We start from the raw sequence: 23,204 nt of genomic DNA, 5'->3' as shown, positions 1-23,204 counted from the left end.
GACCGTGTGGTGCTCCTGGTCGATCTGCGGCACCGCATTCACGGTCGCAAACGCGTAGCCGTATTCGCCGAGCTTGTCGACGATCGCCTTGGTCGTGCTCTTCAGCTTCTCGGCCGAGAAGCGCTCGCCCGGCTTGATCTTGATGAGCTTCTGCAGCTCGGCCTTGCGATCGAGCAGATTGCCCGCGAGCTGGATGCTCGAAATCGTGTATGGCTCGCCCTCATGCAAGGTCAGCGTGAGGTACATGTCCTTCTTGTCCGGCGAGATCGACACCTGCGTCGACTCGATGTTGAACTCGAGGTAACCGCGGTTCAAATAGTAGGAACGGACGTTCTCGAGGTCGCCTGTGAGCTTTTCCTTCGAGTACAGGTCGTTCTTCGTGTACCACGAGAACCAGTTCGGCGTGGACAGCTGCATCTCGTCGCGCAGCGTGCTCGTGCTGAACACCTTGTTGCCGACGAAGTTGACCTGGCGGATCTTCGCGCTCGGGCCCTCGGCCACCGAGAACAGGATCGACACGCGGTTGCGGTCGACCGGCGTGATGGTCGTGGTCACCTCGGCGGCGTAGAAGCCGCGCGTCAGGTACTGGCGCTTCAGTTCCTGCTCGGCGCGGTCGACGAGCGCCTTGTCGTAGTAGCGGCCCGGCGACAAGCCGACGGAATTGAGCGCCTTGGTGAGGTTGTCCTTGTCGAATTCGTGCAGGCCCGCGAAATCGATCGTCGCGATGGCCGGACGCTCGATCACGTCGACGATCACCACGTTGCCTTCGGTGGCGATGCGCACGTCGCTGAAGAAGCCGGTGGCGTACAGCGCGCGAATGGCGTCGGAGGCCTTGTCGTCGCTGAAGGTATCGCCCTTCTTGATCGGCAGGTAGGCGAATACGGAACCAGGTTCGATACGTTGCAATCCTTCGATCCGGATGTCTTGCACCACGAAAGGTGCCGTCGCGTGAGCCACCAGCCCATGCGCGGCGAGAGCCGCGGCTGCAATCGTTTTAGGAACAAAGCGATGAGGTTTAAACAACGTGCTTCCCCAGTGTTTTTAGCTGCATCAGTCCCCGCGGCTGCCCCAGGCGGCACGGCAAGTGCCCTTGAGGAACCGCTCGACTATTTAAAAGTGGATTAACCGAGCCAGATCGTTGAAAAGCGCGATCGCCGACAAGGCGACGATGCACACGAGACCGGCCCTCTGTAGAACAAGTTGCCAACGTTCCGATACCGCTTTGCCGGTCGCGGCTTCAACCAAATAATATAACAGATGCCCCCCGTCCAATACCGGAATCGGTAACAAGTTCAGCACGCCGAGACTGATGCTGACGAGGGCGAGAAACGACAAAAACGGCGCCAGCCCAAGGCGCGCGCTCTTGCCGGCGTAGTCGGCGATCGTCACCGGGCCGGACAGATTCTTGAGCGAGGCCTCGCCGGTGATCATGCGGCCGAACATTCGCAGCGAATAGACCGAGATATCCCAGGTGCGGTGCACGCCGAGTTCGAGACTCTCGATGAGGCCATAGCGGACGTCGACGCTCGGCACCTGCGCGGCAAGCGCTGCGCCGATGCGGCCGATATCCGCGCCCGTATCGGGGTCGCGGCGCGTGTCGGGCACGATCCGAAGCGTTTGCAACTCGCCCGCGCCGCGATTCGTCCCGCCCCCTCGTTCGACCTTCAGCGTGACCGGCTGCCCAGCGTGGGATTTTATGAAATCAATAAACGTGGTCGCACTGTCGACACGCTTACCGTTCATTTCCCGCAGCGTATCGCCAGCAGCGAGCCCGGCTCGCAGCGCGGCGCTGCCGGGCTCGACGCCCGCGACCGTCAGGGTGCCGCCGCCGGGCTCGAAACCGAGCTTCGACATGAAGTCGTCGTCGACTTCCTTGTCCGAAAGGTTACGCATATCGACCTGATAGTCGAACGTGCCATGGCCGCCCTTCGCGCGCAGCACCACGCGGCGATGATCGAATGCCGCATCGAGGAGCTTCCAGCGCAGATCGGACCACGAGCGCACAGCATCGGCGTCGCTGCCGCGTTCATTGCGGATCGCGAGCACGGTCTCGCCGCCGTCGAAGCCGGCCTTTGCCGCAACGGTGTCGGCGGCAGGCGCTGCGACGATCGCGGCCGGCTCGGTGATGCCAGTCGCGTAGACAGCCGAGAGCAGCACGATCGCCAGCAGGAAATTGGCCACCGGCCCCGCGAGCACGATGGCAATGCGCTTGCCGACCGATTGCCGGTTGAAGGCGAACGGCAGGTCTTGCGAAGCGATACCGGGCCCTGGATCGCGCTCGTCGAGCATCTTCACGTAGCCGCCGAGCGGCAGCGCGGCGATCGTCCATTCGGTGCCGGTCTTCTTGCTGACCCATTGCCAGAGCGGTTTGCCAAAACCGATCGAAAACCGCAACACCTTCACGCCGCACAGGCGCGCGATGCTGTAGTGGCCGTACTCGTGTACGACGACGAGCACGCCGATCGCCACGACGAACGAAGCGATTTCGATCAGCAGGTTCATGTCAGTGTGCGTCAGGCTGTTTCATTCCCGCCTCACTGGACCGCGCGGTCCATCCGGCGCGCGCCGGCGAGATGGGTGTCGATGAAAGCCGCCGCCGCGCGGCGCGCCGCGGCGTCCGCTTCAAGCACATCGTCGAGGCCGCTCGGCTCGCGGTTCGACAAACCGTTGAGCACCGCGTCGACCGTTTGCGCAATCGCCATGAAGCCGATCTTGCGCGACAGGAAGGCATCGACGGCGACCTCGTTGGCCGCATTGAGCGCCGCACTCGCGACGCCCCCCTCTTCCAGCGCCTTCATCGCGAGCGCGAGGCACGGGAAGCGCGAGTAATCGGGCTTCTCGAAACTGAGCGACGCGATCTGCGCGAGATCGAGTTGCGCGACCCCCGAATCGACGCGCTCAGGGAACGCAAGCGCATGCGCGATCGGCGTGCGCATGTCCGGATTGCCGAGCTGCGCGAGCACCGACCCGTCGACGTACGACACAAGCGAATGGATCACGCTCTGCGGATGGATCAGCACCTCGATGCGCTCGCCGGACAGATCGAAGAGCCAGTGCGCTTCGATCACTTCGAGGCCCTTGTTCATCATCGTCGCTGAATCGACCGAGATCTTGCGGCCCATCACCCAGTTCGGATGCTTGCAGGCTTCCTCGGGCGTCACGTCGACGAGCGTGGCGGGCTCGCGCGTGCGGAACGGGCCACCGGAAGCCGTCAGGATGATCTTCGACACGCCGCCACGCGGCTCGTTTTCGCGCGGCAGGCACTGGAAAATCGCGTTGTGCTCGCTGTCGACCGGCAAGAGCGTCGCGCGGTGGTCGCGCGCGGCGTCCATGAAGATCGCACCCGACATCACGAGCGCCTCTTTGTTGGCGAGCAGGATACGCTTGCCGGCGCGCGCTGCAGCCAGCGTCGGCGCAAGGCCAGCGGCGCCCACGATCGCCGCGACCACCGTGTCGCATTGCACGCTCTGCGAGGCGTCGACGAGCGCTTGCGGCCCGTACGCGACTTCGGTCTTGCAACCGGCATCGCGCAATTGCGCCGCGACACGCGCCGCCGTTTCGGCATCGCCGACCACCGCGACTTCCGGCTGGAAGCGCAGGCACTGTGCGACGAGCTTGTCGCCGTTGCGATGCGCGGTCAGCGCGTAGACCGAGAACCGGTCGGGGTGGCGCGCGACGACATCGAGCGTGCTCTCGCCAATCGAGCCCGTGGAACCGAGCAGTGTCAGACGTTTTTTCATATCTCTTTCTCTAGCCGAGCAGCAGCATGGCAAGCGGCAGCACGGGCAACAACGCATCGATGCGATCGAGCACGCCGCCGTGGCCCGGCAACAGGCCGCTCGAATCCTTCACACCAGCCTGGCGCTTGAGCATCGACTCGAACAAATCGCCGATCACGCTGAACGCGACCAGCACGGTCAATGCAACAAACGCACGCGCTGTGCCCAGACGCAGCACGAGGTCGGAATACAGCGTCGGCGCCAGGGCATGGGTAGCGACAGTCGCACCTGCGACAACGATCACCGCCAGCCAGCCGCCGACGGCGCCTTCCCAGGTCTTGCCCGGGCTGATCGAGGGCGCCAGCTTGTGCTTGCCGAACGCCTTACCCGCAAAGTATGCGCCGATGTCGGCGAGCCAGACCACCAATAACAGGGACAAAACGAACGGCACGCCTTCCATCCGTGCCGCCACGAGCGCATGCCAGCACGCAACGAACGCAACGATGCCAGCCACGAACAAGAACAGGCGCCAAGCACCTCGGGCAAGGACCGGCTTGCGCATCAGCACGAAAGGCCCGGCGAGCACCCAGAATACCGCCGCTGCCTGAAAGAGCGGTCGAGGCGGCTGCACGCCGACGCCCAAGCGCGTGCTCGCCACCAGCACCACCGCGGCGGCGAGTGCATAGACCACCGGGCCGGCGCCGTTCAACTTGAGCAGGCGCGCCCATTCCCAGGCGGCGAAGACGAGCACGAACGCGATCAGCGCGCCGAACGCGCCCACCGGCGCGAACAGCGTCACGGGCAGTAGGACTGCCAGCAGCACGACCGCCGTGATGACACGGGTTTTTAGCATGGAAGCGAATCGGCGTCCTGCGATTGCGGTTCGAGTTGGGCGCTGGTGCGGCCGAAGCGGCGCTCGCGCCGCGCGTACGAAGCGATGGCGTCGGAGAGCGCCGCCGCGTCGAAGTCAGGCCAGAAGGTTTCGGTGAAATAGAACTCGGTATAGGCGAGCTGCCAGAGCAGGAAGTTACTGATGCGCGTCTCGCCGCCGGTGCGGATGAAGAGGTCCGGCTCCGGCGCGTAGGCCATCGCCAGATGCTGGGAGAACGTCTCTTCGTTGACTTCCGCCGCATGGCCCTGCTGCGCCGATTGCTCCGCGAGCTTCTTGGCGGCCTGCATGATGTCCCAGCGACCGCCGTAGTTCGCGGCAATGGTGAGCGTAAGGCGAGTATTGCGCGCAGTCTTCGTTTCCGCGCGGCGAATCAGGTCCTGGATGCGGTCATTGAACTGCGAGAGATCACCGACCACGCGCAGACGGATGCCGTTCGCATGCAGCTTGCCGACCTCGCGCTCGAGCGCGGTCACGAAAAGGCGCATCAGGAACGAAACTTCTTCGTTCGGACGGCGCCAATTCTCGGAACTGAAAGCGAACAGCGTCAGATACTCGACGCCGGCCCGCGCGCACGCCTCGACGGCCGCGCGCACCGCGTCGACGCCGCGTGTATGGCCCGCTACGCGCGGCAAGCGCCGCTGCGTTGCCCAACGGCCATTGCCGTCCATGATGATCGCGATATGACGCGGCACGGCTGCGACGTCAGGCACGCGAACGGTAGAGCTGGTATAGGTCATGGCCGCTGGGACTGTGACTGCAAACAAGAAGTGAGACTGAAAGCCTGAGACCGGACGGCCTCAAACCGTCATGATCTCGGCTTCCTTGCTTTGGACGAGCTTGTCGATTTCCGCGACGAACTTATCCGTGAGCTTTTGCACGTCCTCGCCGGCACGGCGCTCGTCGTCTTCCGAGGTCTCTTTATCTTTGACGAGTTTCTTGAGCTGCTCGTTCGCGTCACGGCGCAGATTGCGCACGGCCACCTTGGCCGTCTCGCCTTCGCTCTTGACGACCTTGGTCAGCTCCTTGCGGCGCTCTTCGGTCAGCGCGGGCATCGGCACGCGGATCAGGTCGCCCTGCGTCGCCGGATTCAAGCCCAGGTCGGACTCGCGAATCGCCTTTTCGACGACCGGGACCATCTTCTTTTCCCAGGGCTGCACGCCGATCGTGCGCGCATCGACGAGGGTCAGGTTCGCGACCTGCGAGATGGGCACGGCCGAACCGTAGTAATCGACCTGGATGTGGTCGAGCAGGCCGGTATGCGCCCGCCCCGTGCGGATTTTCGCCAGATCGTTCTTGAACGCGTCGATCGAACGTTGCATCTTTTGCTCGGCGCCTTTTTTGATATCTGCCACACTCATTTAAACCTCCGAACCTTCATAACAGTGCAGGCCTGCTCGCAAGGAAGCGGCATCCTGCCGCCACTCGCAGCGCGACCCGCGTCCTGCGAGAGTTTACACGTGGACGAGCGTGCCCTCGTCCTCACCTTGCACGATACGCTTGAGCGCGCCGGGCTTGACGATCGAAAACACGCGGATCGGCAGCTTCTGGTCGCGGCACAGCGCGAAGGCCGTCGCGTCCATCACCTGCAGATTGCGGCCGATCGCCTCATCGAAGCTGATCGTCGAATAGCGCGTGGCCGCGGGGTCTTTCTTCGGGTCTGCAGAGTATACGCCGTCGACCTTGGTCGCCTTGAGGACGACTTCCGCGCCGATTTCCGAGCCGCGCAGCGCGGCGGCCGTGTCGGTCGTGAAGAACGGGTTGCCCGTGCCGGCCGCGAAGATCACAACCTTGCCCTCTTCGAGCTGGCGGATCGCGCGGGGACGGATGTACGGCTCCACCACCTGGTCCATGCGCAGCGCCGACTGCACGCGCGCCTCGATACCAGCGTGACGCATTGCGTCTTGCAGCGCGAGCGCGTTCATCATCGTCGCGAGCATCCCCATGTAGTCGGCCGTCGCGCGGTCCATCCCGGCTGCGCCGCCCGCCACGCCGCGGAAGATGTTGCCGCCGCCGATCACGACCGCAAGCTGGGTGCCCAGCCGGACGACTTCCGCAACGTCTGCCACCATTCTTTCGATCGTCGCGCGATTGATGCCGAAGGCATCGTCGCCCATCAGAGCTTCGCCGGAGAGTTTGAGAAGAACGCGTTTATAGGCAGTGGGCATAGAGGTATCCGATCGCGCCGAAGAGGATGACAACAACGTAGAACTGTAGGGGTGAAATGCTGGTTCGGGCAAGCGCCGCCAAATTCGCCGAACCGGCGCGAATGCGGCGGGTTCGGCAAAAACCGGACGGGAAAACAAGGCCCCGCTGGCGGTGCGGTGGCGCTACCCGGCCGCGGCGCGGGAGGATCGCTCCCCCGCCGCGGGTACAACGTACTGCGGATGCTTACGATTGCTTGGCGGCGGCAACTTGCGCAGCCACTTCGGCGGCGAAGTCGTCCTGACGCTTCTCGATACCTTCGCCGACGACGAACAGCGCGAACTTCTGCACCGACGTGCCGGCCGCCTTCAGCATCTGCTCGATCGTCTGCTTGTCGTTCTTCACGAACGGCTGGTTCAAGAGCGACACTTCCTTCAGGTACTTCTGCACGCTGCCGTCGACCATCTTGGCGATGATTTCAGCCGGCTTGCCCGATTCGGCGGCCTTCTGCTCGGCAATGCTGCGCTCCTTGGCGATCAGCTCGGCCGGCACGTCGTCGGACGACAGCGACACCGGCTTCATCGCGGCGATGTGCATAGCGACGTCCTTGCCGACTTGCTCGTCCGCGCCCGTGTACTCGACGAGCACGCCGATGCGCGTGCCGTGCAGGTAGGCTGCGAGCTGGTTGGCCGTTTCGAAGCGCACGAAGCGGCGGATCGACAGGTTTTCGCCGATCTTGCCGACAAGCGCGAGACGCACGGCGTCGACCGTCTGGCCTTCGAGCGGCAGCGCCGACAGCGCGGCCACGTCAGCCGGGTTTTGCGTAGCGATGAGTTCCGCGACGGTCTTCGCGAACGCGTTGAAGTCGTCATTCTTGGCAACGAAGTCGGTTTCGCAGTTCAGCTCGACGACCGCACCGGCGTTGCCGCCGATGAACGATGCGACGACGCCTTCAGCCGTCACGCGCGAGGCTGCCTTGCTCGCCTTGTTGCCGAGCTTCACGCGCAGCAGCTCTTCGGCGCGCCCCATGTCGCCGTCGGCTTCCGTCAGCGCCTTCTTGCATTCCATCATCGGCGCGTCGGTCTTCGCGCGCAGTTCTGCAACCATGCTTGCGGTAATTGCCGCCATCATCAGCTCCTTGAGTCTGTCTGTCACACGCCGCCCGCTTTCGACGCGAGCAGCAGGAATTCGTTTCCGGTGCGCGCCATATTTCAGCGCGCTTATCGCCTTGGCCGGCTGAAACCTAAAAAAAGGGGGCCTATCGAGAGCCCCCTTGTTTGCCGGCCGCGGGGCAGCTTTACGCTTCCCCGCTGACCTCGACGAACTCGTCGCCGTCGTCGCCGCGCACGGCCTGGACCACTTCGCTCACCGCGTTCGCGCGGCCTTCGAGGATCGCGTCGGCCACGCCTTGCGCGTAGAGCGCCACGGCCTTGCTCGCGTCGTCGTTACCCGGGATCACGTAATCCACGCCTTCCGGCGAGTGGTTCGTGTCGACCACGGCGATGACCGGCACGCCAAGCTTGTTCGCTTCCGTCACGGCAATCTTGTGGTAACCGACGTCGACGACGAAGATCGCGTCAGGAATGCCGCCCATGTCCTTCACGCCGCCGATCGACTTTTGCAGCTTGGCGATTTCGCGTTCGAACAGGAGCGCTTCCTTCTTGCTCATGCGCTCGAGCTCACCCGCTTCCACGGCCGCCTCCATGTCCTTCAGGCGCTTGATCGAGACCTTCAGCGTCTTGAAGTTGGTCAGCATGCCGCCGAGCCAGCGCGCGTTGACGTACGGCATGCCGGCGCGTTGCGCTTCCTCGGCGATCGTGTCGCGCGATTGACGCTTCGTGCCGACGAACAGGATCGTGCCGCGGTTCGCTGCCAGTTGACGCACGTACTTCAGCGCGTCGTTGTACATCGGCAGCGTCTTTTCGAGGTTGATGATGTGAATCTTGTTGCGATGGCCGAAGATGAAGGGGGCCATCTTGGGATTCCAGAAGCGCGTTTGGTGGCCGAAGTGGACACCGGCTTCCAGCATTTGACGCATGGTGACTGCCATGTAGTTCTCCGCGAGGGTTGGGTCTTAAGCCGACTGCCGTATCGGCCGCGTCGCGCCGCCTGGATTCGCGGAACGCTCGACGCGGACGACACCCTGGGTGCGCCGGCTTGCGATTGGATGCGCGCCATGGACTTCAGGTCATGCACACGCACCGCTTTCAGCCGCCCGGGATGCCGCCCCATATTCCATGCATGACGCCAGGAATATGAAAAATATCGGCAAACACCCTGTGACGACTTAGCCAAAGAGTATAACACGCACGTATTACCCCTCTCAAGCCGGGATTCGATTTGCCGCGCGGCCGCGCTCGCCGCAATCCTGCCAGGCCCCTTTCCGGCAGGACTTCCCTGGCCTCTTTACATTCACTTGAATGGCCTGCGACGGGTCGAATATGGTGCGATAATCGCGCAATCAACGCAATTCAGACCTGGACTCATGGCTATTACGCTCAAAAACGCACACGACATCGCGCAAATGCGCGTGGCCTGCCGCCTCGCCAGCGAAGTGCTCGACTACATCACGCCGTTCGTCAAGGCGGGCGTCACGACCGCCGAGCTCGACCGCCTGTGCCACAACTACATGCTCGACGTGCAGGGCACCGTCCCCGCGCCGCTCAACTACCAGCCGCCCGGCTACCCGCCGTACCCGAAGGCGACCTGCATCTCGGTCAACGACGTCATCTGCCACGGCATTCCCGGCGACAAGGTCCTCAAGAACGGCGATGCGCTCAATATCGACATCACCGTAATCAAGGAAGGCTATTTCGGCGACACGAGCCGGATGTTCATGGTCGGCGAAGGCTCGATCCTCGCCAAGCGCCTCGTGCAGACCACCTACGAGTGCATGTGGCTCGGCATCGAGCAGGTGCGCCCGGGTGCGTTCCTCGGCGACATCGGCCACGCGATCCAGCGGCACGCCGAGGCGCAGGGCTACAGCGTCGTGCGCGAGTATTGCGGCCACGGCATCGGCACGGTGTTCCACGAAGATCCGCAGATCCTGCATTACGGGCGTCCCGGCACGGGCCTCGAGCTGCAGGCCGGCATGATCTTCACAATCGAGCCCATGATCAACGCAGGCCGCCGCGAAATCCGCACCATGCCGGACCAATGGACCGTCAAGACGCGCGACCGCAGCCTGTCGGCGCAATGGGAGCATACGGTGCTCGTCACCGAGACCGGCCATGACGTGCTGACCGTGTCAGCCGGCACGCCCGCGAAGCCGCAGATCGCGGCGGCGGCCTGAGATTTCAGCCGCGCCGCCCATTTTCATCCAACGCCCGCTTAAGCCCCGATGATCGACATGCCGACCCGTCGCCCATGAGCGCATCCCCCGCCGCCCTTCCCCAAGCCCTGTCGCTCAAAGCGGACCACAAAGTGTCCAAGACCGAACTGCTGGAGCGCTTCAAGACATCGTCCAACGTCGACTCGCTGATGCGCGCACTCGCCCGCACCACCGACGAGGCCCTGCGCGGCGCCTGGGAAACCTGCGAGCTGCCGGCGACGCTCGCGCTCCTTGCTGTCGGCGGCTACGGCCGCGGCGAGCTCGCGCCGTATTCGGACGTCGACATCCTGGTGCTCCTGCCGGAGGAAGCGCCGCCGCATATCGAGGCGTCCATCGAGCGCTTCATCGGCATGGCCTGGGATCTCGGACTCGAGCTCGGCAGCAGCGTGCGCACGGTCGCGCAATGCATCGAGGAGGCCTCGAACGATGTCACGGTGCGCACCTCGCTCCTGGAGGCGCGGCGCATCGTCGGCAGCACGGCGCTCTTCGAGACCTTCACCCTGCGCTACAACGAGACCCTCGATCCGCGCGCGTTCTTCCAGGCGAAGATGCTGGAAATGCGCCAGCGCCACGCGAAGTTCCAGGACTCGCCGTACAGCCTCGAGCCCAACGTCAAGGAGTGCCCCGGCGGCCTGCGTGACTTGCAGCTGATCCTCTGGATCACGCGCGCGGCGGGCTTCGGCAGCAGTTGGAAGGAGCTGGACGCGCGGGGCCTCATCACCGATCGCGAGGCCCGCGAGCTGCGCCGCAACGAAGGCTTCCTGAAGGCGCTGCGCGCGCGCCTGCACGTGATCGCGGGACGCCGTCAGGACATCCTGCTGTTCGACCTGCAGACGGCCGCCGCCGAGAGCTTCGGCTTCAAGGCGACGCAGACCAAGCGCGCGAGCGAACAGCTGATGCGCCGCTACTACTGGGCCGCCAAGGCCGTCACGCAGCTCGCGACGATCCTGATCCAGAACATCGAGGCGCAGCTCTTCCCGAAGACGAGCGGCATCACGCGCGTGCTGTCGGAGCGCTTCGTCGAGAAGCAAGGGACGATCGAAATCGGCAGCGACGACGTGTTCGAGCGCTCACCGAATGCGATCCTCGAAGCTTTCCTGCTGTTCGAGGCGACGCCCGGCATCAAAGGGCTCTCGGCGCGCACGCTGCGCGCGCTCTACAACGCGCGCGACATCATGAACCAGCACTGGCGGCGCGACCCGGAGAACCGGCGCCTGTTCATGGAGATCCTCAAGCAGCCGCAAGGCATCACGCATGCGTTCCGGCTCATGAACCAGACGAGCGTGCTCGGGCGCTACCTGCTGAATTTCCGGCGCATCGTCGGGCAGATGCAGCACGACCTCTATCACGTCTATACGGTCGACCAGCACATCCTGATGGTGCTGCGCAACCTGCGCCGCTTCGCGATCGCGGAGCATGCGCATGAATATCCGTTCTGCAGCCAGCTGATCGCGAACTTCGAGCGGCCGTGGGTGCTGTACGTCGCGGCGCTCTTCCACGACATCGCCAAGGGCCGCGGCGGCGACCACTCGACGCTCGGCATGGCCGACGCGCGGCGCTTCTGCCGCGACCACGACATCAAGGGCGATGACGGCGAGCTCGTCGTCTGGCTGGTCCAGCACCACCTGACGATGAGCCAGGTCGCGCAGAAGCAGGACACGAGCGACCCCGAGGTCATCAAGCAGTTCGCCGAGCTGGTGCGCACCGAGCGGCGCCTGACGGCGCTCTACCTGCTGACGGTCGCCGACATCCGCGGCACGAGCCCGAAGGTCTGGAACAACTGGAAAGGCAAGTTGCTCGAGGACCTGTACCGCACGACACTCGCCGTGCTCGGCGGCGCCCGTCCCGACGCGCATTCGGAACTGAAGCAGCGGCAGGAAGAGGCGCTGTCGTTGCTGCGGCTCGAGACGGTGCCCGAGAACGCGCATCTCGCGCTCTGGGAACAGCTCGACGTCGGCTATTTCCTGCGTCACGACGCCGCCGACATCGCCTGGCAGACGCGCGTGCTGTACCGCCACGTGGAAACGCAGACGGCGATCGTGCGGGCGCGCCCGTCGCCGATCGGCGAAGCGCTGCAGGTGCTCGTCTACGTGAAGGACCGCTCGGACCTGTTCGCTGGCATCTGCGCGTACTTCGACCGCAACGGGCTCTCGGTGCTCGACGCACGGGTCAGCACGACGCGGCACGGCTATGCGCTCGACAACTTCATCGTCGCGCACACCGAGGACGACGTGCACTACCGCGATATCGCCAATCTCGTCGAGCAGCAACTCGCCGCGCGGCTGGCGGTCGAAGCGCTCCTGCCCGAGCCGTCCAAGGGGCGGCTGTCGCGGCTTTCGCGCACGTTTCCCGTGACGCCGCGCGTCGACCTGCGGGCCGACGAGCGCGGCCAGTACTACATCCTGTCCGTGTCGGCCAACGACCGGCCAGGCCTTCTTTATTCGATCGCGCGCGTGCTGGCCGAGCACCGGGTCGGCGTCCACGCGGCGCGGATCAACACGCTTGGCGAACGCGTCGAGGACGTGTTCCTGCTCGACGGGCGCGGCCTGTCGGACAACCGGCTGCAAATCCAGATCGAAACCGAGCTGCTGCGCGCGATCGCGGTCTGAAAGCTGCTTATCCCCGCCGCTTTGCGTCGTCGGGCCATTTGGGCCACTGAAACGCGAAGCGGTCCGGCGTTTTGTTGAGAGAGTTTATGCGCGTCAAATTGACAGCCAAGCACCCGCGACCGGCCACGCCGGATCGCGCCCCCGTCCGTTCCGGCAGCTCGTCGGCACGCAAGCCTACGCGGCCGGCTCGCCCAGCGGAGGCCAAGACCGAGCGGCCGGCAGGAGTGCCGCGCGCGCCGGGTCCCTCTGGAGCGGCGGGAAGCGCCAATCGCCCGGCTAGTGATGTGCGCAAGCCCGGTGCTACGGCAGCCAAGCAAGCCCGGCCTGCCGCCGCAAGGAAAGGCAGCGACGCGGCGCGCCACGGCAAACCGGAGCGCGGCGGCGCCGAAGCGCCCAAGCGGCCTTACGCAGCCCGTCCTGGGCGCGGCGACGCCGAATCCGCCGGCGCAAAACGGCCGGCTGGCGCGCGCGGCGAACAACGGCGCGAAGACGACACGCGCAACGACCGATTCTCCACGGCCAAGCGGCCGGCGCGAAAAGACGACGGGCGCGGGTACGCGAAAGACGACGGGCGCGGGTACGCGAAAACCGAGCGCGCCGCCGGACCGCGCCGCCCGGCATCCTCCGAGGGCGCGCGCGGCGGCTACGGTGAAGGCCGTTCGCCGGACATGGCTCGTCAAAGCACGACGAACCGCACAGCAAGCGATTCCGCACGCGGTGCCCGCAAGATCGGCCAGCCCGTCAAGCGATCCCATGCCGAGCGCGAAGAATTCAAGCCTGCGCCCAAGCGCCCCGCCGGCGAGCGGCGCATGCGCCGCGACGAGACGCCCGACCGGAGGCCAGCCGCCGCCACTGGCCGCGCAGTCTCCCCGCCGACCGAAACACGTACCGGTGGTGACGCGAGCGAAACGATGCGCCTCTCGAAACGCATGTCCGAGCTCGGCCTTTGCTCGCGCCGGGAGGCGGACGAATGGATCGAAAAAGGCTGGGTCCTCGTCGACGGGGAGCGCGTCGACACGCTCGGAGCCAAGGTGCACGTCGGCCAGCACATCGAAATCGTCGCCAACGCGCGCGCGGCGCAAGCCAAGCAGGTGACGATCCTGCTGCACAAGCCGGTCGGCTACGTGTCCGGCCAAGCCGAAGACGGCTACCAGCCGGCGATCACGCTGATCACCCCCGCCAACCATTGGGAAGGCGATCGCTCGGACGTCCAGTTTTCCGCCAGCCACCTGCGCCAGCTCGCGCCGGCAGGCCGCCTCGACATCGATTCGACCGGCCTTCTCGTGCTGACGCAAGACGGCCGCGTCGCGAAGCAATTGATCGGCATCCATTCGCCGATCGAAAAGGAGTATCTGGTGCGCGTCGCGTATGGCGAGCGCACGACGGACATCGACCAGCATTTCCCGCCGGAACTGCTCGCGAAGCTCCGGCACGGCCTGTCGCTCGACGACGTCCCGCTCAGGCCGGCAAAGGTCAGCTGGCAAAACGGCGAGCAGTTGCGCTTCGTGCTGCGCGAGGGCAAGAAGCGCCAGATCCGGCGCATGTGCGAACTGGTGGGTCTGAACGTGGTGGGCCTGAGGCGCATCCGCATGGGACGCATTCCGCTCGGCTCACTGCCGCCAGGACAGTGGCGCTATCTGCTGCCTGAGGAGGAGTTCTGACCGCGCGTCCGGCGCGTAACGCTGCACGCGGAGGCAGAAACGCCCGCATCGTCATCGATGCGGGCGTTTCCGTTTTTAGCCAGGCAACTTCGATACGTCAGTCATCGCTATTCGGTTCGAGGTCGGGAAACAGCACTTCGGTGAAGCCGAAATTCGAAAAATCGGTGATCCGCATCGGATACAGCTTGCCGATCAAGTGATCGCACTCATGCTGCACGACGCGCGCATGGAAGCCCTCCGCCACGCGGTCGATCGGATCTCCGTATTGGTCGAAGCCCTGGTAGCGGATCATCGAAAACCGGCTGACCACGCCGCGCATGCCCGGCACCGACAAGCAGCCCTCCCAGCCCTCCTCCATATCCTGCGAGACGGGCGTGATGGTCGGATTGATGAGCACCGTTTCCGGCACCGACGGCGCATCGGGATAGCGCTCGTTGCGCCCGAAGCCGAAGATCACGACTTGCAGATCGACGCCGATCTGCGGCGCGGCAAGACCGGCGCCGTTCGCGTGATGCATCGTCTCGAACATGTCCTTGATGAGCACGTGCAGCTCCGGGGTATCGAAATGGTCGACCGGTTGAGCGATGCGCAAAAGGCGCGGATCGCCCATCTTGAGAATGTCGTGAATCATTGAATCTGGCCCTCCAGGAGCTTGCGCATACCTTCTTCGTCGAGTACCGGAATATTGAGTTCCTCGGCCTTCGCGAGCTTGCTGCCGGCTTCTGCGCCGGCGACCACGTAATCGGTCTTCTTCGATACGGAGCCGGCGACCTTCGCCCCCGCCGCCTCCAGCATTTCCTTGGCTTCTTCACGCGAGAGCGTCGGCAGAGTGCCGGTCAGCACGATCGTCTTGCCCGCCAGCAGGCCTTGCGGCGCCTTCGGCGCCGGCGGCCCTTCGGGCCAAGTCACCTTGCCGGGCGCGCGCAGTTGCTCGATGACCGTGCGGTTGTGCTCTTCCGCGAAGAACTGGTGGAGCGCCTCGGCGACGATCGGGCCGACGTCGTTGACTTCGAGCAATTCCTCGACCGACGCGCTCATGATCGGATCGAGCGAGCCGAAATACTTGGCGAGGTCCTTGGCCGTCGATTCGCCCACGTGCCGGATGCCAAGCGCGTAGATGAAGCGCGCGAGCGTCGTGTGCTTGGCCTTTTCGAGCGAATCGAGCAGGTTTTGCGCCGATTTGTCGGCAAAGCGGTCGAGCGCCGCGAGCGTCGAAAAACCGAGGTTGAACAGGTCGGCAGGCGTTCGCACCAGATTCTGCTCGACGAGTTGATCGATGATTTTTTCTCCGAGACCGTCGATATCGAGCGCGCGGCGCTGCGCGAAGTGCCAGAGCGCCTGCTTCCTCTGCGCCGGGCAGAACAGGCCGCCCGTGCAGCGCGCAATCGCTTCATCGGGCAAGCGCTCGATGCGCGAGCCGCATACCGGGCACTCGGTCGGCATCACGAACTCGCGTACGTCATCCGGACGCCGGTCCAGCACGGCGGCGACGACTTCCGGAATCACGTCGCCCGCGCGCCGCACGATCACCGTATCGCCGATCCGGATGTCCTTGCGGCGCACTTCGTCTTCGTTGTGCAGCGTCGCGTTCGTCACGGTCGCTCCGCCGACGAAGACGGGCTCGAGGCGCGCCACCGGCGTGATCGCGCCGGTGCGGCCGACTTGCACGTCGATCGCGATCAGCTTCGTCAGCGCCTCCTGCGCGGGGAACTTGTGTGCGAGCGCAAAGCGCGGCGCACGCGAGACGAAGCCGAGCTTGTCCTGCTCGTCGCGGCGATTCACCTTGTAGACGACGCCATCGATGTCGTAAGGCAGCGCATCGCGCTTTTCACCCACGTGCCCGAAGAAATCGAGCAACCCTTGAGCGCCCTGCACGACCGCGCGTTCCCCGCACACGGGCAAGCCCAGCTCGCCATACCAATCGAGCAATTCACTATGCGTCGCCGGCATTTCCATTCCTTCTAGCACGCCGATCCCGTAGGCGAAGAACGAGAGCGGCCGCTGCGCGGTGATCTTCGGATCGAGCTGGCGAAGACTGCCGGCGGCCGCGTTGCGCGGGTTCGCAAACTCGCGTTGCTCCGCTTCCCGCTGCCGCGCATTCAAGCGCTCGAAATCACGCTTGAACATCAGCACTTCGCCGCGAACCTCGAGCACACGGGGGATCCGCTCGCCCTTGAGCCGCAGCGGAATCGAGCGCACGGTGCGGATATTCTGCGTGACGTCTTCGCCGGTCGCGCCATCGCCGCGCGTGGCGGCCTGCATGAAGCGGCCGTCTTCGTAGCGCAGCGAAATCGCCAGGCCGTCGAACTTGAGCTCGCAGGCGTAATCGACCGGCGATGTGTCGAGCGCATCGGCAACGCGTTTGTCGAAGGCGACGATGTCCTCGTCGGCAAAACCGTTGTTCAGCGACAGCATCGGCATCGCGTGAACCACCGTCTCGAACCCGCTGGCGGCCTGGCCGCCGACACGCTGCGTCGGCGACTCCGGCGTGATCAGCTCGGGGTGCCCTGCTTCGATTTGCTCGAGCTCCTTGAAGAGCTTGTCGTATTCCGCGTCGGGCAAATCCGGCTGGTCGAGCACATAGTACGCATAGTTCGCACGCTCGAGCTCGGCGCGCAGCCAGGCAGCGCGTTCGGAGGAATTGCCGGAAGACGGTTCAACGGTCGTGGGTGCCATGCTGTGGCGCATTCTTGGAGAAAAATCAGACCCCAGATTATCGCAGGAAGCGTTCGCTGTCGCATCGGCCAATTGGCCGATCGAGCGCGGCGCGCCGTACGTTGCCCGGCGTTTCGGCATACCGTTCGGCCAACGCGCGCCGGCCTCCATTGACAGGCCTTCGACGCAATGCGACCGTTGCATCCGCCACGCTCCCTTTGGCTCATTTCGGCTCCCTGAAGCAACGCAGCCAGCCCTCGGGCAACCACGCTGCGACCGACTCCGAGGTCATCGATGAGACACCTACCTTCGTTCCTGCAGGCAATCCGGCCTCGAATCGCGGCGTCCTGGCTGGCCGCCTTGACGCTCGTGCTGGCCGGCCGCGCTTATGCCGCCGAGCAGGTGATCTCCGTGCCGCTCGCCGGCGGCGCGACGATCTCCTATCTGCTGACGCAGCCCGATGCCGGCGCGCCGCAATGGGTGCTCGTGATGTTCCCCGGCGGCGAAGGCGCGCTGCAGCTCTCGCAAAGCGCCGACGGCACGATCCGTCTGCTCGAGCACGGCAATTTCCTGGTGCGCTCGCGCACGCTCTTTGCCACCGACGGGTTCGCTACCGCGGTCATCGACGCGCCGTCCGATCAGTCCGGCGGCTATTCCGACGAGTTCAGAGCATCGCCGCGCCACGCGCAGGACCTCGAGCGCATCGCCGCGGATCTGCGCCAGCGGTTTCCCTCCGCCAAGCTCGTGCTGATCGGCACGAGCCGCGGCACGATCTCGTCGGCCTTCGCCGGACGAGCGCTGCCCGGGGTTTGGGACGCGGTCATCCATACGTCGACGTTGAGCAGCCCGTCGCGCGGACAAGCGCTGCCGCTCACCGGCTTCGACTACGGCTCGATCCAGGCTCGCCAGTTATTCGTCCATCACGAGGACGATGCATGTTTCCTGTGTTCCTATCGCGCCGCCCGGGAAATCGCTGCCGCGCACGACCTGATCACCGTGCACGGCGGCATGGCGCGCGGCAACCCTTGCCAGGCGAAGGCGCACCACGGCTTTTATGGCGAGGACCAGGCGGTCGTCGCGGCGATCAAGGCGTGGATCGTGGGCGGCGCGTGGCCGAAGGACGTCGATGGAGACTGAGAGACTGAGAGACCGATGGACCGCGGCGGCAGGTCATCGCAAGCAACGACGAAAAGGCCCGTCTTGCGACGGGCCTCTCGAAGTCGATGCCGGTTGCTACCGGCCTGGGCTGCGCGCTACTGGCTGAAAAGCCGCCGCGTCGCGGGCGAGCCGGCCGGAATACCGGCCTCCTCAAGTTTCGCGTAGAGCGTCATCAACTGCTTCTCGATCGACAGCAGCGCGGCCTCGGGCAACGGACGCCGCTGGTCGTCGACGACGCGTGCGCCGATCCGCTCCGAGAGCGACTTCGCGTAGTCGCACATGAGCCTGAACGGCAGGATGTCTTCGTCGGCGACCGGCACGTCGAGGACCAGCGTGATCATCTGGCCGCCCTTGTAGGTGAGGTCGTCGCGCAGGAAGTTGGTGTCGCCGAACTGCAGCATGAACACCGGATTCTGCCTGGCATCGAGCTTCACGAAGCGTGTGCCGTCGCGCGAGAGCAGCAGACCGTCCTGCGACGCCACGGCTTGCACGTAGTTCGCCGACCACGGCGCGCCGTCAGACATCACGTTGATCGACAACTGCGCGTCGCATTGCGCCGCGAAGGCGTCGAGTTCACGCGCCATCGACACCGTCTCGAGCATGTCAGGGAATTCCGGCGCGCCGTCGATCGCATCGGCGAACTGCTGTACGCCGGACACGAACTCGGAAAACTCGAGCTCGTTCAGCGCGCCGCTGCGATTGGCCAGCTGTGCCGCGGCGCGCAGCTCTTCATAGCGCGCGCCGTTTTGCAGCAGCTCCCAGCCGTTGCCGCCCTCGGGCTTGCCTTCGATGTAGACCGGCTTGCTGCCGGCGCGCCGCAAGCGTTGCGCCAGCGGGATCACCTTCTCGCCCGCGAGCGGACCGCTCAAGCGAATCGGCACGATGCAATCGATGCGGCGATCGACGATGTGCGGCGGAGCCGCGGAAATCGTCGTGGCGGCGGGCAGGATCGGCTCTTCGCGTTCCTGCGGCTCTTCCTTGACGGCAGGCTCGCCCGCCGCCTCTTCGGGAAAGCCGTTCGGCGTCGTCGTCTCGGCCTGGATGTCGGCAGGTACATCGAGCGGCGCCACGCCGCCGAAGCTCGGCTCGACGCGGGCGGCTCCCGTGGTTTGCTCCGCCTCCGACAGCGACGGTTCGCGGCGCGCACTCGGCCGCGCGGGCTCGATGAACGGCCGCTCCTCTTCGTTATCCTGCCGAGCGAACGTTTCCGCGGCCTCAGGCGGCATCGGTCTCGGCATCCGGCGGCGCACCTTCGCGCCCTGCCAAGCGTTATACGCCACCACACCCCCTACCACCACGGCCCCTGCGCCGATCAACCCGAGTGTCAACTCGTCCATGCACGCTCCATCAGCAATTCTTTATATGCGACACGCGTGCGCTCGACATTCGCGCGGCGTCGAGCCGCTGCGAAGCGCACTGCGCACGCGGTTCAAACCGTATTCTGTGCAAAGCCAGCAGCCGTTTCCATGTCGACGGCCACGATGCGCGACACGCCTTGCTCCTGCATTGTCACACCGATCAGCTGCTGCGCCATCTCCATCGCGATCTTGTTGTGCGAAATGAACAGGAACTGTGTTTTGTCCGACATCGCCCGCACAAGGTTCGCAAAACGTTCGGTATTGGCGTCGTCGAGCGGGGCGTCCACTTCGTCGAGCAAGCAGAACGGAGCCGGATTGAGCTGGAACATCGCAAACACGAGCGCCGTGGCAGTCAGCGCCTTCTCGCCCCCCGAGAGCAGATGGATCGTCGAGTTCTTCTTGCCGGGCGGCTGCGCCATCACCTGCACGCCGGCGTCGAGAATCTCGTCGCCGGTCATGATGAGCTTTGCCTGGCCTCCTCCGAAGAGACGCGGGAACAGCTCGCCGAAATGGCGGTTCACTTCGTCGAACGTGCCTTGCAGCAGCGTGCGCGTCTCCTGGTCGATCTTGCGGATCGCGTCTTCGAGTGTTTCGATCGCGCTCGTCAAGTCGGCCGATTGGGCGTCGAGGAAGGTCTTGCGCTCGGTCGCGGCGGCCAGCTCTTCGAGCGCCGCCATGTTCACCGGGCCGAGCGCCGTGATCGCATTGTTGATGCGCGTCACTTCGCCTTGCAGGTAGGACGGCTTCATGTCCGGCGTGAGCTTCGCCTGCAGTTGCGCTTCGTCGGCACCTGCCGCCGTCAGTTGCTCGATGAACTGCTCGCCGGAGATGCGCGCGGCCTGCTCCTTCAGCTGCAGTTCGGTGATGCGGTCGCGCAGCGGCTGCAGCGAGCGCTCGGCGGTGAGGCGGATTTCGTCGGTCTGGCGCAGTTTCGCCGTCAGGTCGTCGAGTTCGAGGCGCGCCGCATGCAGCGCCTCTTCCTTGGCCGCGCGGATCTCCAGCGCGTCCTGCAGGCCCGTGTGCGCGGTCTGCTCGTTGATCGTCTCGAGTTCCGCGCGCGCATCTTCGAGCGACACGGCGACGCGCTCGCTCTGCTCATGTGCGACCTGGATGCTGCGCTTCAATTCGTCGATGCGGTTCGCCATGTTGCGCACGGCGAAGCGCGCATCGGTGGCGGCGCGGTCGAGATCGCGCGATTGGCCGCGCGCCGCGGTCAGCTCTTCATCGAGCGCTTCGAAGGCCATCTGGTTGTCTTCGAAGCGCGCCTGCAGTTCGGCCAATTGCCCGTCGTAGCGTTCGAAGTTCGCTTCCGACTCGGCGCGCTGCGCGCGCTGCTCTTCGATCTGCGCTCGGATTTCTTCGAGCTCTTCGCGAATCTGCGTGCTGCGCTGGGTGTAGCGCTCGTGCGCCTGCGTGAGCTTGAGCACGTCCATCTGCAAAGCATGAACGCGCTGCGTCGCACGCTCGGCTTGCGCGCGCACGTCGGCAAGCGCCTGCGACGCCTGCGTATGCGCCGCCTCCGCGCGGATCGCGGCGGCTCGCGCTTCGTCGGCGAGCAAGGCTTGCGCGCGCACCTGGCGCGTCAGGTTTTCGATTTCCTGCTGGCGCGCCAGCATGCCGGCCTGCTCCGAATCGGCGGCGTAGAGCTGCACGCCAACGCGCGTCACGATATGCCCGGCCTTCACGACGAACGCGCCGCCGTCCGGCAATTGCGCGCGCATCGCGAGCGCCTGCGCGAGATCGTCGGCGAGGAACGCCTGGCCGAGCCATTCGTTGAGCACGGCGCGCAGGCCGGCGTCGTCGATGCGCACGAGCGACAGCAGCGGCCGCAGCGCAGCAGGCGTCTCGCGCGGCAGCCCGGCCGCCGGCGGTGCGTAGAAGGCGAGCTTGGCGGGCGGCGCGTCGGTGGCGAACGCCTTCACCCAATCGAGGTTCGAAACCTCGAGCGCAGCAAGCCGCTCGCGCAGCACGGATTCGAGCGCGGTTTCCCAGCCCGCTTCGACATGCAGTTTTTTCCACAGGCGCGGCAGCGCGCCCAGTTCGTGCTTGTCCAGCCAAGGCTGGATCTTGCCTTCGGTCTGGACGTTCTCCTGCAACTGCTTGAGCGCGGCGAGACGCGCCTCGAGCTGATGGATCTGCGCGCTCTCCGCCTGCACGCGCTCCTGCGCGGCGCGGCGCTCGGCATCGAGCCGCGGCAGCGTTTCCTGCGCATCGGCGAGGCGCGCCTGTGCGTCGTTCAGAATCTCTTCATGCTCCGCAAGCTGCATGCGCAGCTCTTCGAGCTGCGCTTCGTCCGGCGCGTCGAGCCCGCCCGCCTCGGCCTTCAGGCGCTCATGGCGCTGCTGCAATTGCTGCAGTTGCTGGTCGGCGTTGCGCTGGTGCGCCGCTTCGAGCTTGAGCGCCTGCTCGGTCTGCGCGATCCCGCCGCGCTCGTCGTTGAGCTGGTTCTGCGCATCGCGCCAGCGCGCTTCGAGCGCGGGCATCGCATCGTGCTTGGCGGCCGCTTCCTCTTCCGCGAGCACCGCCTTCTCTTCGGCGATAGCGAACTGCTCCTCGGCATCCTCGATGTCGCCGCGCGCCTTCTCGGCCTGCATCTGCCACTGCTCGCGCTGCGCGGTGAGCGCAGCGATCTGCGCCTGCACGCGGTTGCGCGACTCGACAATGAACTTGATCTCGGCTTCGAGGCGGCTCACTTCAGCGTTCGCTTCGTAGAGCGCGCCTTGCGCGCCCTGCATGGCGTCGCTCGCCGAATAGTGCGCGACGCGCAGCGTTTCGAGCTGCGCTTCGACCTCGCGCAGCTTGGCCGTCTGCGCCTCGAGGTCGATCTGCGCTCCGCTGATCGCGCGCTGCTGCTTCTCCTGCTCGCCGGCCGCTTCGTTCTTGCGCAGCAACCACAGGAGACGCTGCTTCTCCTCGCCGTCGGCCTGCAGTTCCTTGAACTTGGTCGCGACGATCGCCTGCGCTTCGAGCTTCTCCAGGTTCGCGCCGAGCTCGCGGACGATGTCCTCGACGCGCGTCAGGTTCTCGCGCGTGTCGTGCAGGCGGTTCTCGGTCTCGCGGCGGCGCTCCTTGTACTTCGACACGCCCGCGGCCTCTTCGAGAAACACGCGCAGCTCCTCGGGCTTCGCCTCGATGATCCGCGCGATCATGCCCTGCCCGATGATCGCGTAGGCGCGCGGCCCGAGGCCCGTGCCGAGGAAGATGTCCTGGATGTCGCGGCGGCGCGCCGGCAGGTTGTTGATGTAGTAGCTCGAAGTGCCGTCGCGCGTGAGCACGCGCTTGACCGCAATCTCCGCGTATTGGCCCCACTGGCCCGCGGCGCGGCCGTCGGCGTTGTCGAAGACGAGCTCGACGCTCGCGCGGCTGCCGGGCTTGCGCGCGGTCGAGCCGTTGAAGATCACGTCCTGCATCGATTCGCCGCGCAGCTCGGAAGCGCGCGATTCACCTAGCACCCAGCGCACGGCGTCGATGATGTTGGACTTGCCGCAGCCATTGGGACCGACCACGCCGACTAGCTGGCCCGGTACCTGGAAATGCGTGGGATCGACAAAGGATTTGAAGCCAGCGAGTTTGATCGAGGTCAGACGCACGGCGATATCGCTGATGGAAAAGGGGAAATAAAAAGAGTTCGCGGCAGTTGAACCGTTGTTGTCGCGAGATTGAACGAAAACTCGGGACC

At 65.3% G+C, this 23,204-nt stretch carries 17 protein-coding genes; 4 read left to right on the top strand and 13 right to left on the bottom strand.

The features are described 5' to 3' along the window. From bamA to rpsB, 9 genes are all read right to left on the bottom strand, one after another. On the bottom strand, positions 1 to 1,023 hold a 1,023-nt coding region (gene bamA / locus FAZ69_RS26910; RefSeq protein WP_136898133.1), incomplete at its 3' end, for an outer membrane protein assembly factor BamA. 87 nt (positions 1,024 to 1,110) lie between these two features. Beyond that, positions 1,111 to 2,502, bottom strand: a complete 1,392-nt coding sequence (gene rseP / locus FAZ69_RS26905; protein ID WP_136898132.1) for an RIP metalloprotease RseP — start codon at positions 2,500 to 2,502, stop codon at positions 1,111 to 1,113. Positions 2,503 to 2,534: 32 nt separating this feature from the next. Beyond that, on the bottom strand, positions 2,535 to 3,740 hold the full coding sequence (locus FAZ69_RS26900) for a 1-deoxy-D-xylulose-5-phosphate reductoisomerase (protein ID WP_136898131.1): 1,206 nt from the start codon (positions 3,738 to 3,740) through the stop codon (positions 2,535 to 2,537). Between the two features lie 10 nt (positions 3,741 to 3,750). After that, a complete protein-coding gene (locus FAZ69_RS26895; protein WP_136898130.1) occupies positions 3,751 to 4,572 on the bottom strand; it encodes a phosphatidate cytidylyltransferase in 822 nt (273 codons plus the stop codon). Beyond that, positions 4,566 to 5,348, bottom strand: a complete 783-nt coding sequence (uppS, locus tag FAZ69_RS26890; RefSeq protein ID WP_136898129.1) for an undecaprenyl pyrophosphate synthase — start codon at positions 5,346 to 5,348, stop codon at positions 4,566 to 4,568. Before uppS ends, FAZ69_RS26895 begins: the two co-directional genes overlap by 7 nt. 60 nt (positions 5,349 to 5,408) lie before the next feature. Further along, positions 5,409 to 5,969 (bottom strand): ribosome recycling factor, encoded by a 561-nt coding sequence (gene frr / locus FAZ69_RS26885; RefSeq protein WP_136898128.1) that lies wholly within the window; start codon positions 5,967 to 5,969, stop codon positions 5,409 to 5,411. 93 nt (positions 5,970 to 6,062) lie between these two features. Continuing rightward, positions 6,063 to 6,776: a UMP kinase gene (pyrH, locus tag FAZ69_RS26880; protein WP_136898127.1), complete on the bottom strand. Its 714-nt coding sequence runs from the start codon at positions 6,774 to 6,776 to the stop codon at positions 6,063 to 6,065. A gap of 223 nt (positions 6,777 to 6,999) precedes the next feature. Next, positions 7,000 to 7,881: a translation elongation factor Ts gene (gene tsf / locus FAZ69_RS26875; RefSeq protein ID WP_136898143.1), complete on the bottom strand. Its 882-nt coding sequence runs from the start codon at positions 7,879 to 7,881 to the stop codon at positions 7,000 to 7,002. 169 nt (positions 7,882 to 8,050) lie between these two features. Next, positions 8,051 to 8,803 (bottom strand): 30S ribosomal protein S2, encoded by a 753-nt coding sequence (gene rpsB, locus FAZ69_RS26870; protein WP_136898126.1) that lies wholly within the window; start codon positions 8,801 to 8,803, stop codon positions 8,051 to 8,053. Between the two features lie 435 nt (positions 8,804 to 9,238). Here rpsB and map point away from each other — a divergent pair, with 435 nt between their 5' ends. From map to FAZ69_RS26855, 3 genes are all read left to right on the top strand, one after another. Further along, complete coding sequence (gene map / locus FAZ69_RS26865) at positions 9,239 to 10,045, top strand: type I methionyl aminopeptidase (RefSeq protein WP_136898125.1); 807 nt, start codon at positions 9,239 to 9,241, stop codon at positions 10,043 to 10,045. A 74-nt stretch (positions 10,046 to 10,119) separates the two neighbouring features. Continuing rightward, a complete protein-coding gene (locus FAZ69_RS26860; RefSeq protein ID WP_136898124.1) occupies positions 10,120 to 12,693 on the top strand; it encodes a [protein-PII] uridylyltransferase in 2,574 nt (857 codons plus the stop codon). Between the two features lie 284 nt (positions 12,694 to 12,977). Continuing rightward, positions 12,978 to 14,354: a pseudouridine synthase gene (locus tag FAZ69_RS26855; protein WP_439654802.1), complete on the top strand. Its 1,377-nt coding sequence runs from the start codon at positions 12,978 to 12,980 to the stop codon at positions 14,352 to 14,354. 97 nt (positions 14,355 to 14,451) lie between these two features. On the opposite strand, the gene def is transcribed toward FAZ69_RS26855, so the two are convergent. After that, the gene (def, locus tag FAZ69_RS26850; protein WP_136898122.1) at positions 14,452 to 14,985 is read right to left on the bottom strand and encodes a peptide deformylase; all 534 of its coding nucleotides are present in this window, start codon (positions 14,983 to 14,985) and stop codon (positions 14,452 to 14,454) included. Then, positions 14,982 to 17,030: an NAD-dependent DNA ligase LigA gene (gene ligA / locus FAZ69_RS26845; RefSeq protein WP_136898121.1), complete on the bottom strand. Its 2,049-nt coding sequence runs from the start codon at positions 17,028 to 17,030 to the stop codon at positions 14,982 to 14,984. The genes def and ligA overlap by 4 nt, the downstream gene beginning before the upstream one ends. A 273-nt stretch (positions 17,031 to 17,303) precedes the next feature. On the opposite strand from ligA, the gene FAZ69_RS26840 reads away from it, so the two are divergent. Next, complete coding sequence (locus tag FAZ69_RS26840; RefSeq protein WP_206171241.1) at positions 17,304 to 18,146, top strand: alpha/beta fold hydrolase; 843 nt, start codon at positions 17,304 to 17,306, stop codon at positions 18,144 to 18,146. 116 nt (positions 18,147 to 18,262) lie between these two features. On the opposite strand, the gene FAZ69_RS26835 is transcribed toward FAZ69_RS26840, so the two are convergent. Beyond that, positions 18,263 to 19,504: a cell division protein ZipA C-terminal FtsZ-binding domain-containing protein gene (locus FAZ69_RS26835; protein ID WP_136898120.1), complete on the bottom strand. Its 1,242-nt coding sequence runs from the start codon at positions 19,502 to 19,504 to the stop codon at positions 18,263 to 18,265. A 92-nt stretch (positions 19,505 to 19,596) separates the two neighbouring features. Continuing rightward, a complete protein-coding gene (gene smc, locus FAZ69_RS26830) occupies positions 19,597 to 23,115 on the bottom strand; it encodes a chromosome segregation protein SMC (protein WP_136898119.1) in 3,519 nt (1,172 codons plus the stop codon). Positions 23,116 to 23,204 lie beyond the last annotated feature (89 nt).

This window comes from Trinickia terrae (genome assembly GCF_005144415.1).
In the GTDB taxonomy this organism is placed as follows: Bacteria; Pseudomonadota; Gammaproteobacteria; order Burkholderiales; family Burkholderiaceae; genus Trinickia_A; species Trinickia_A terrae.
The sequence above is the reverse complement of the archived record's forward strand: the minus strand, read 5'-3'. Positions and strand labels throughout refer to the sequence as shown.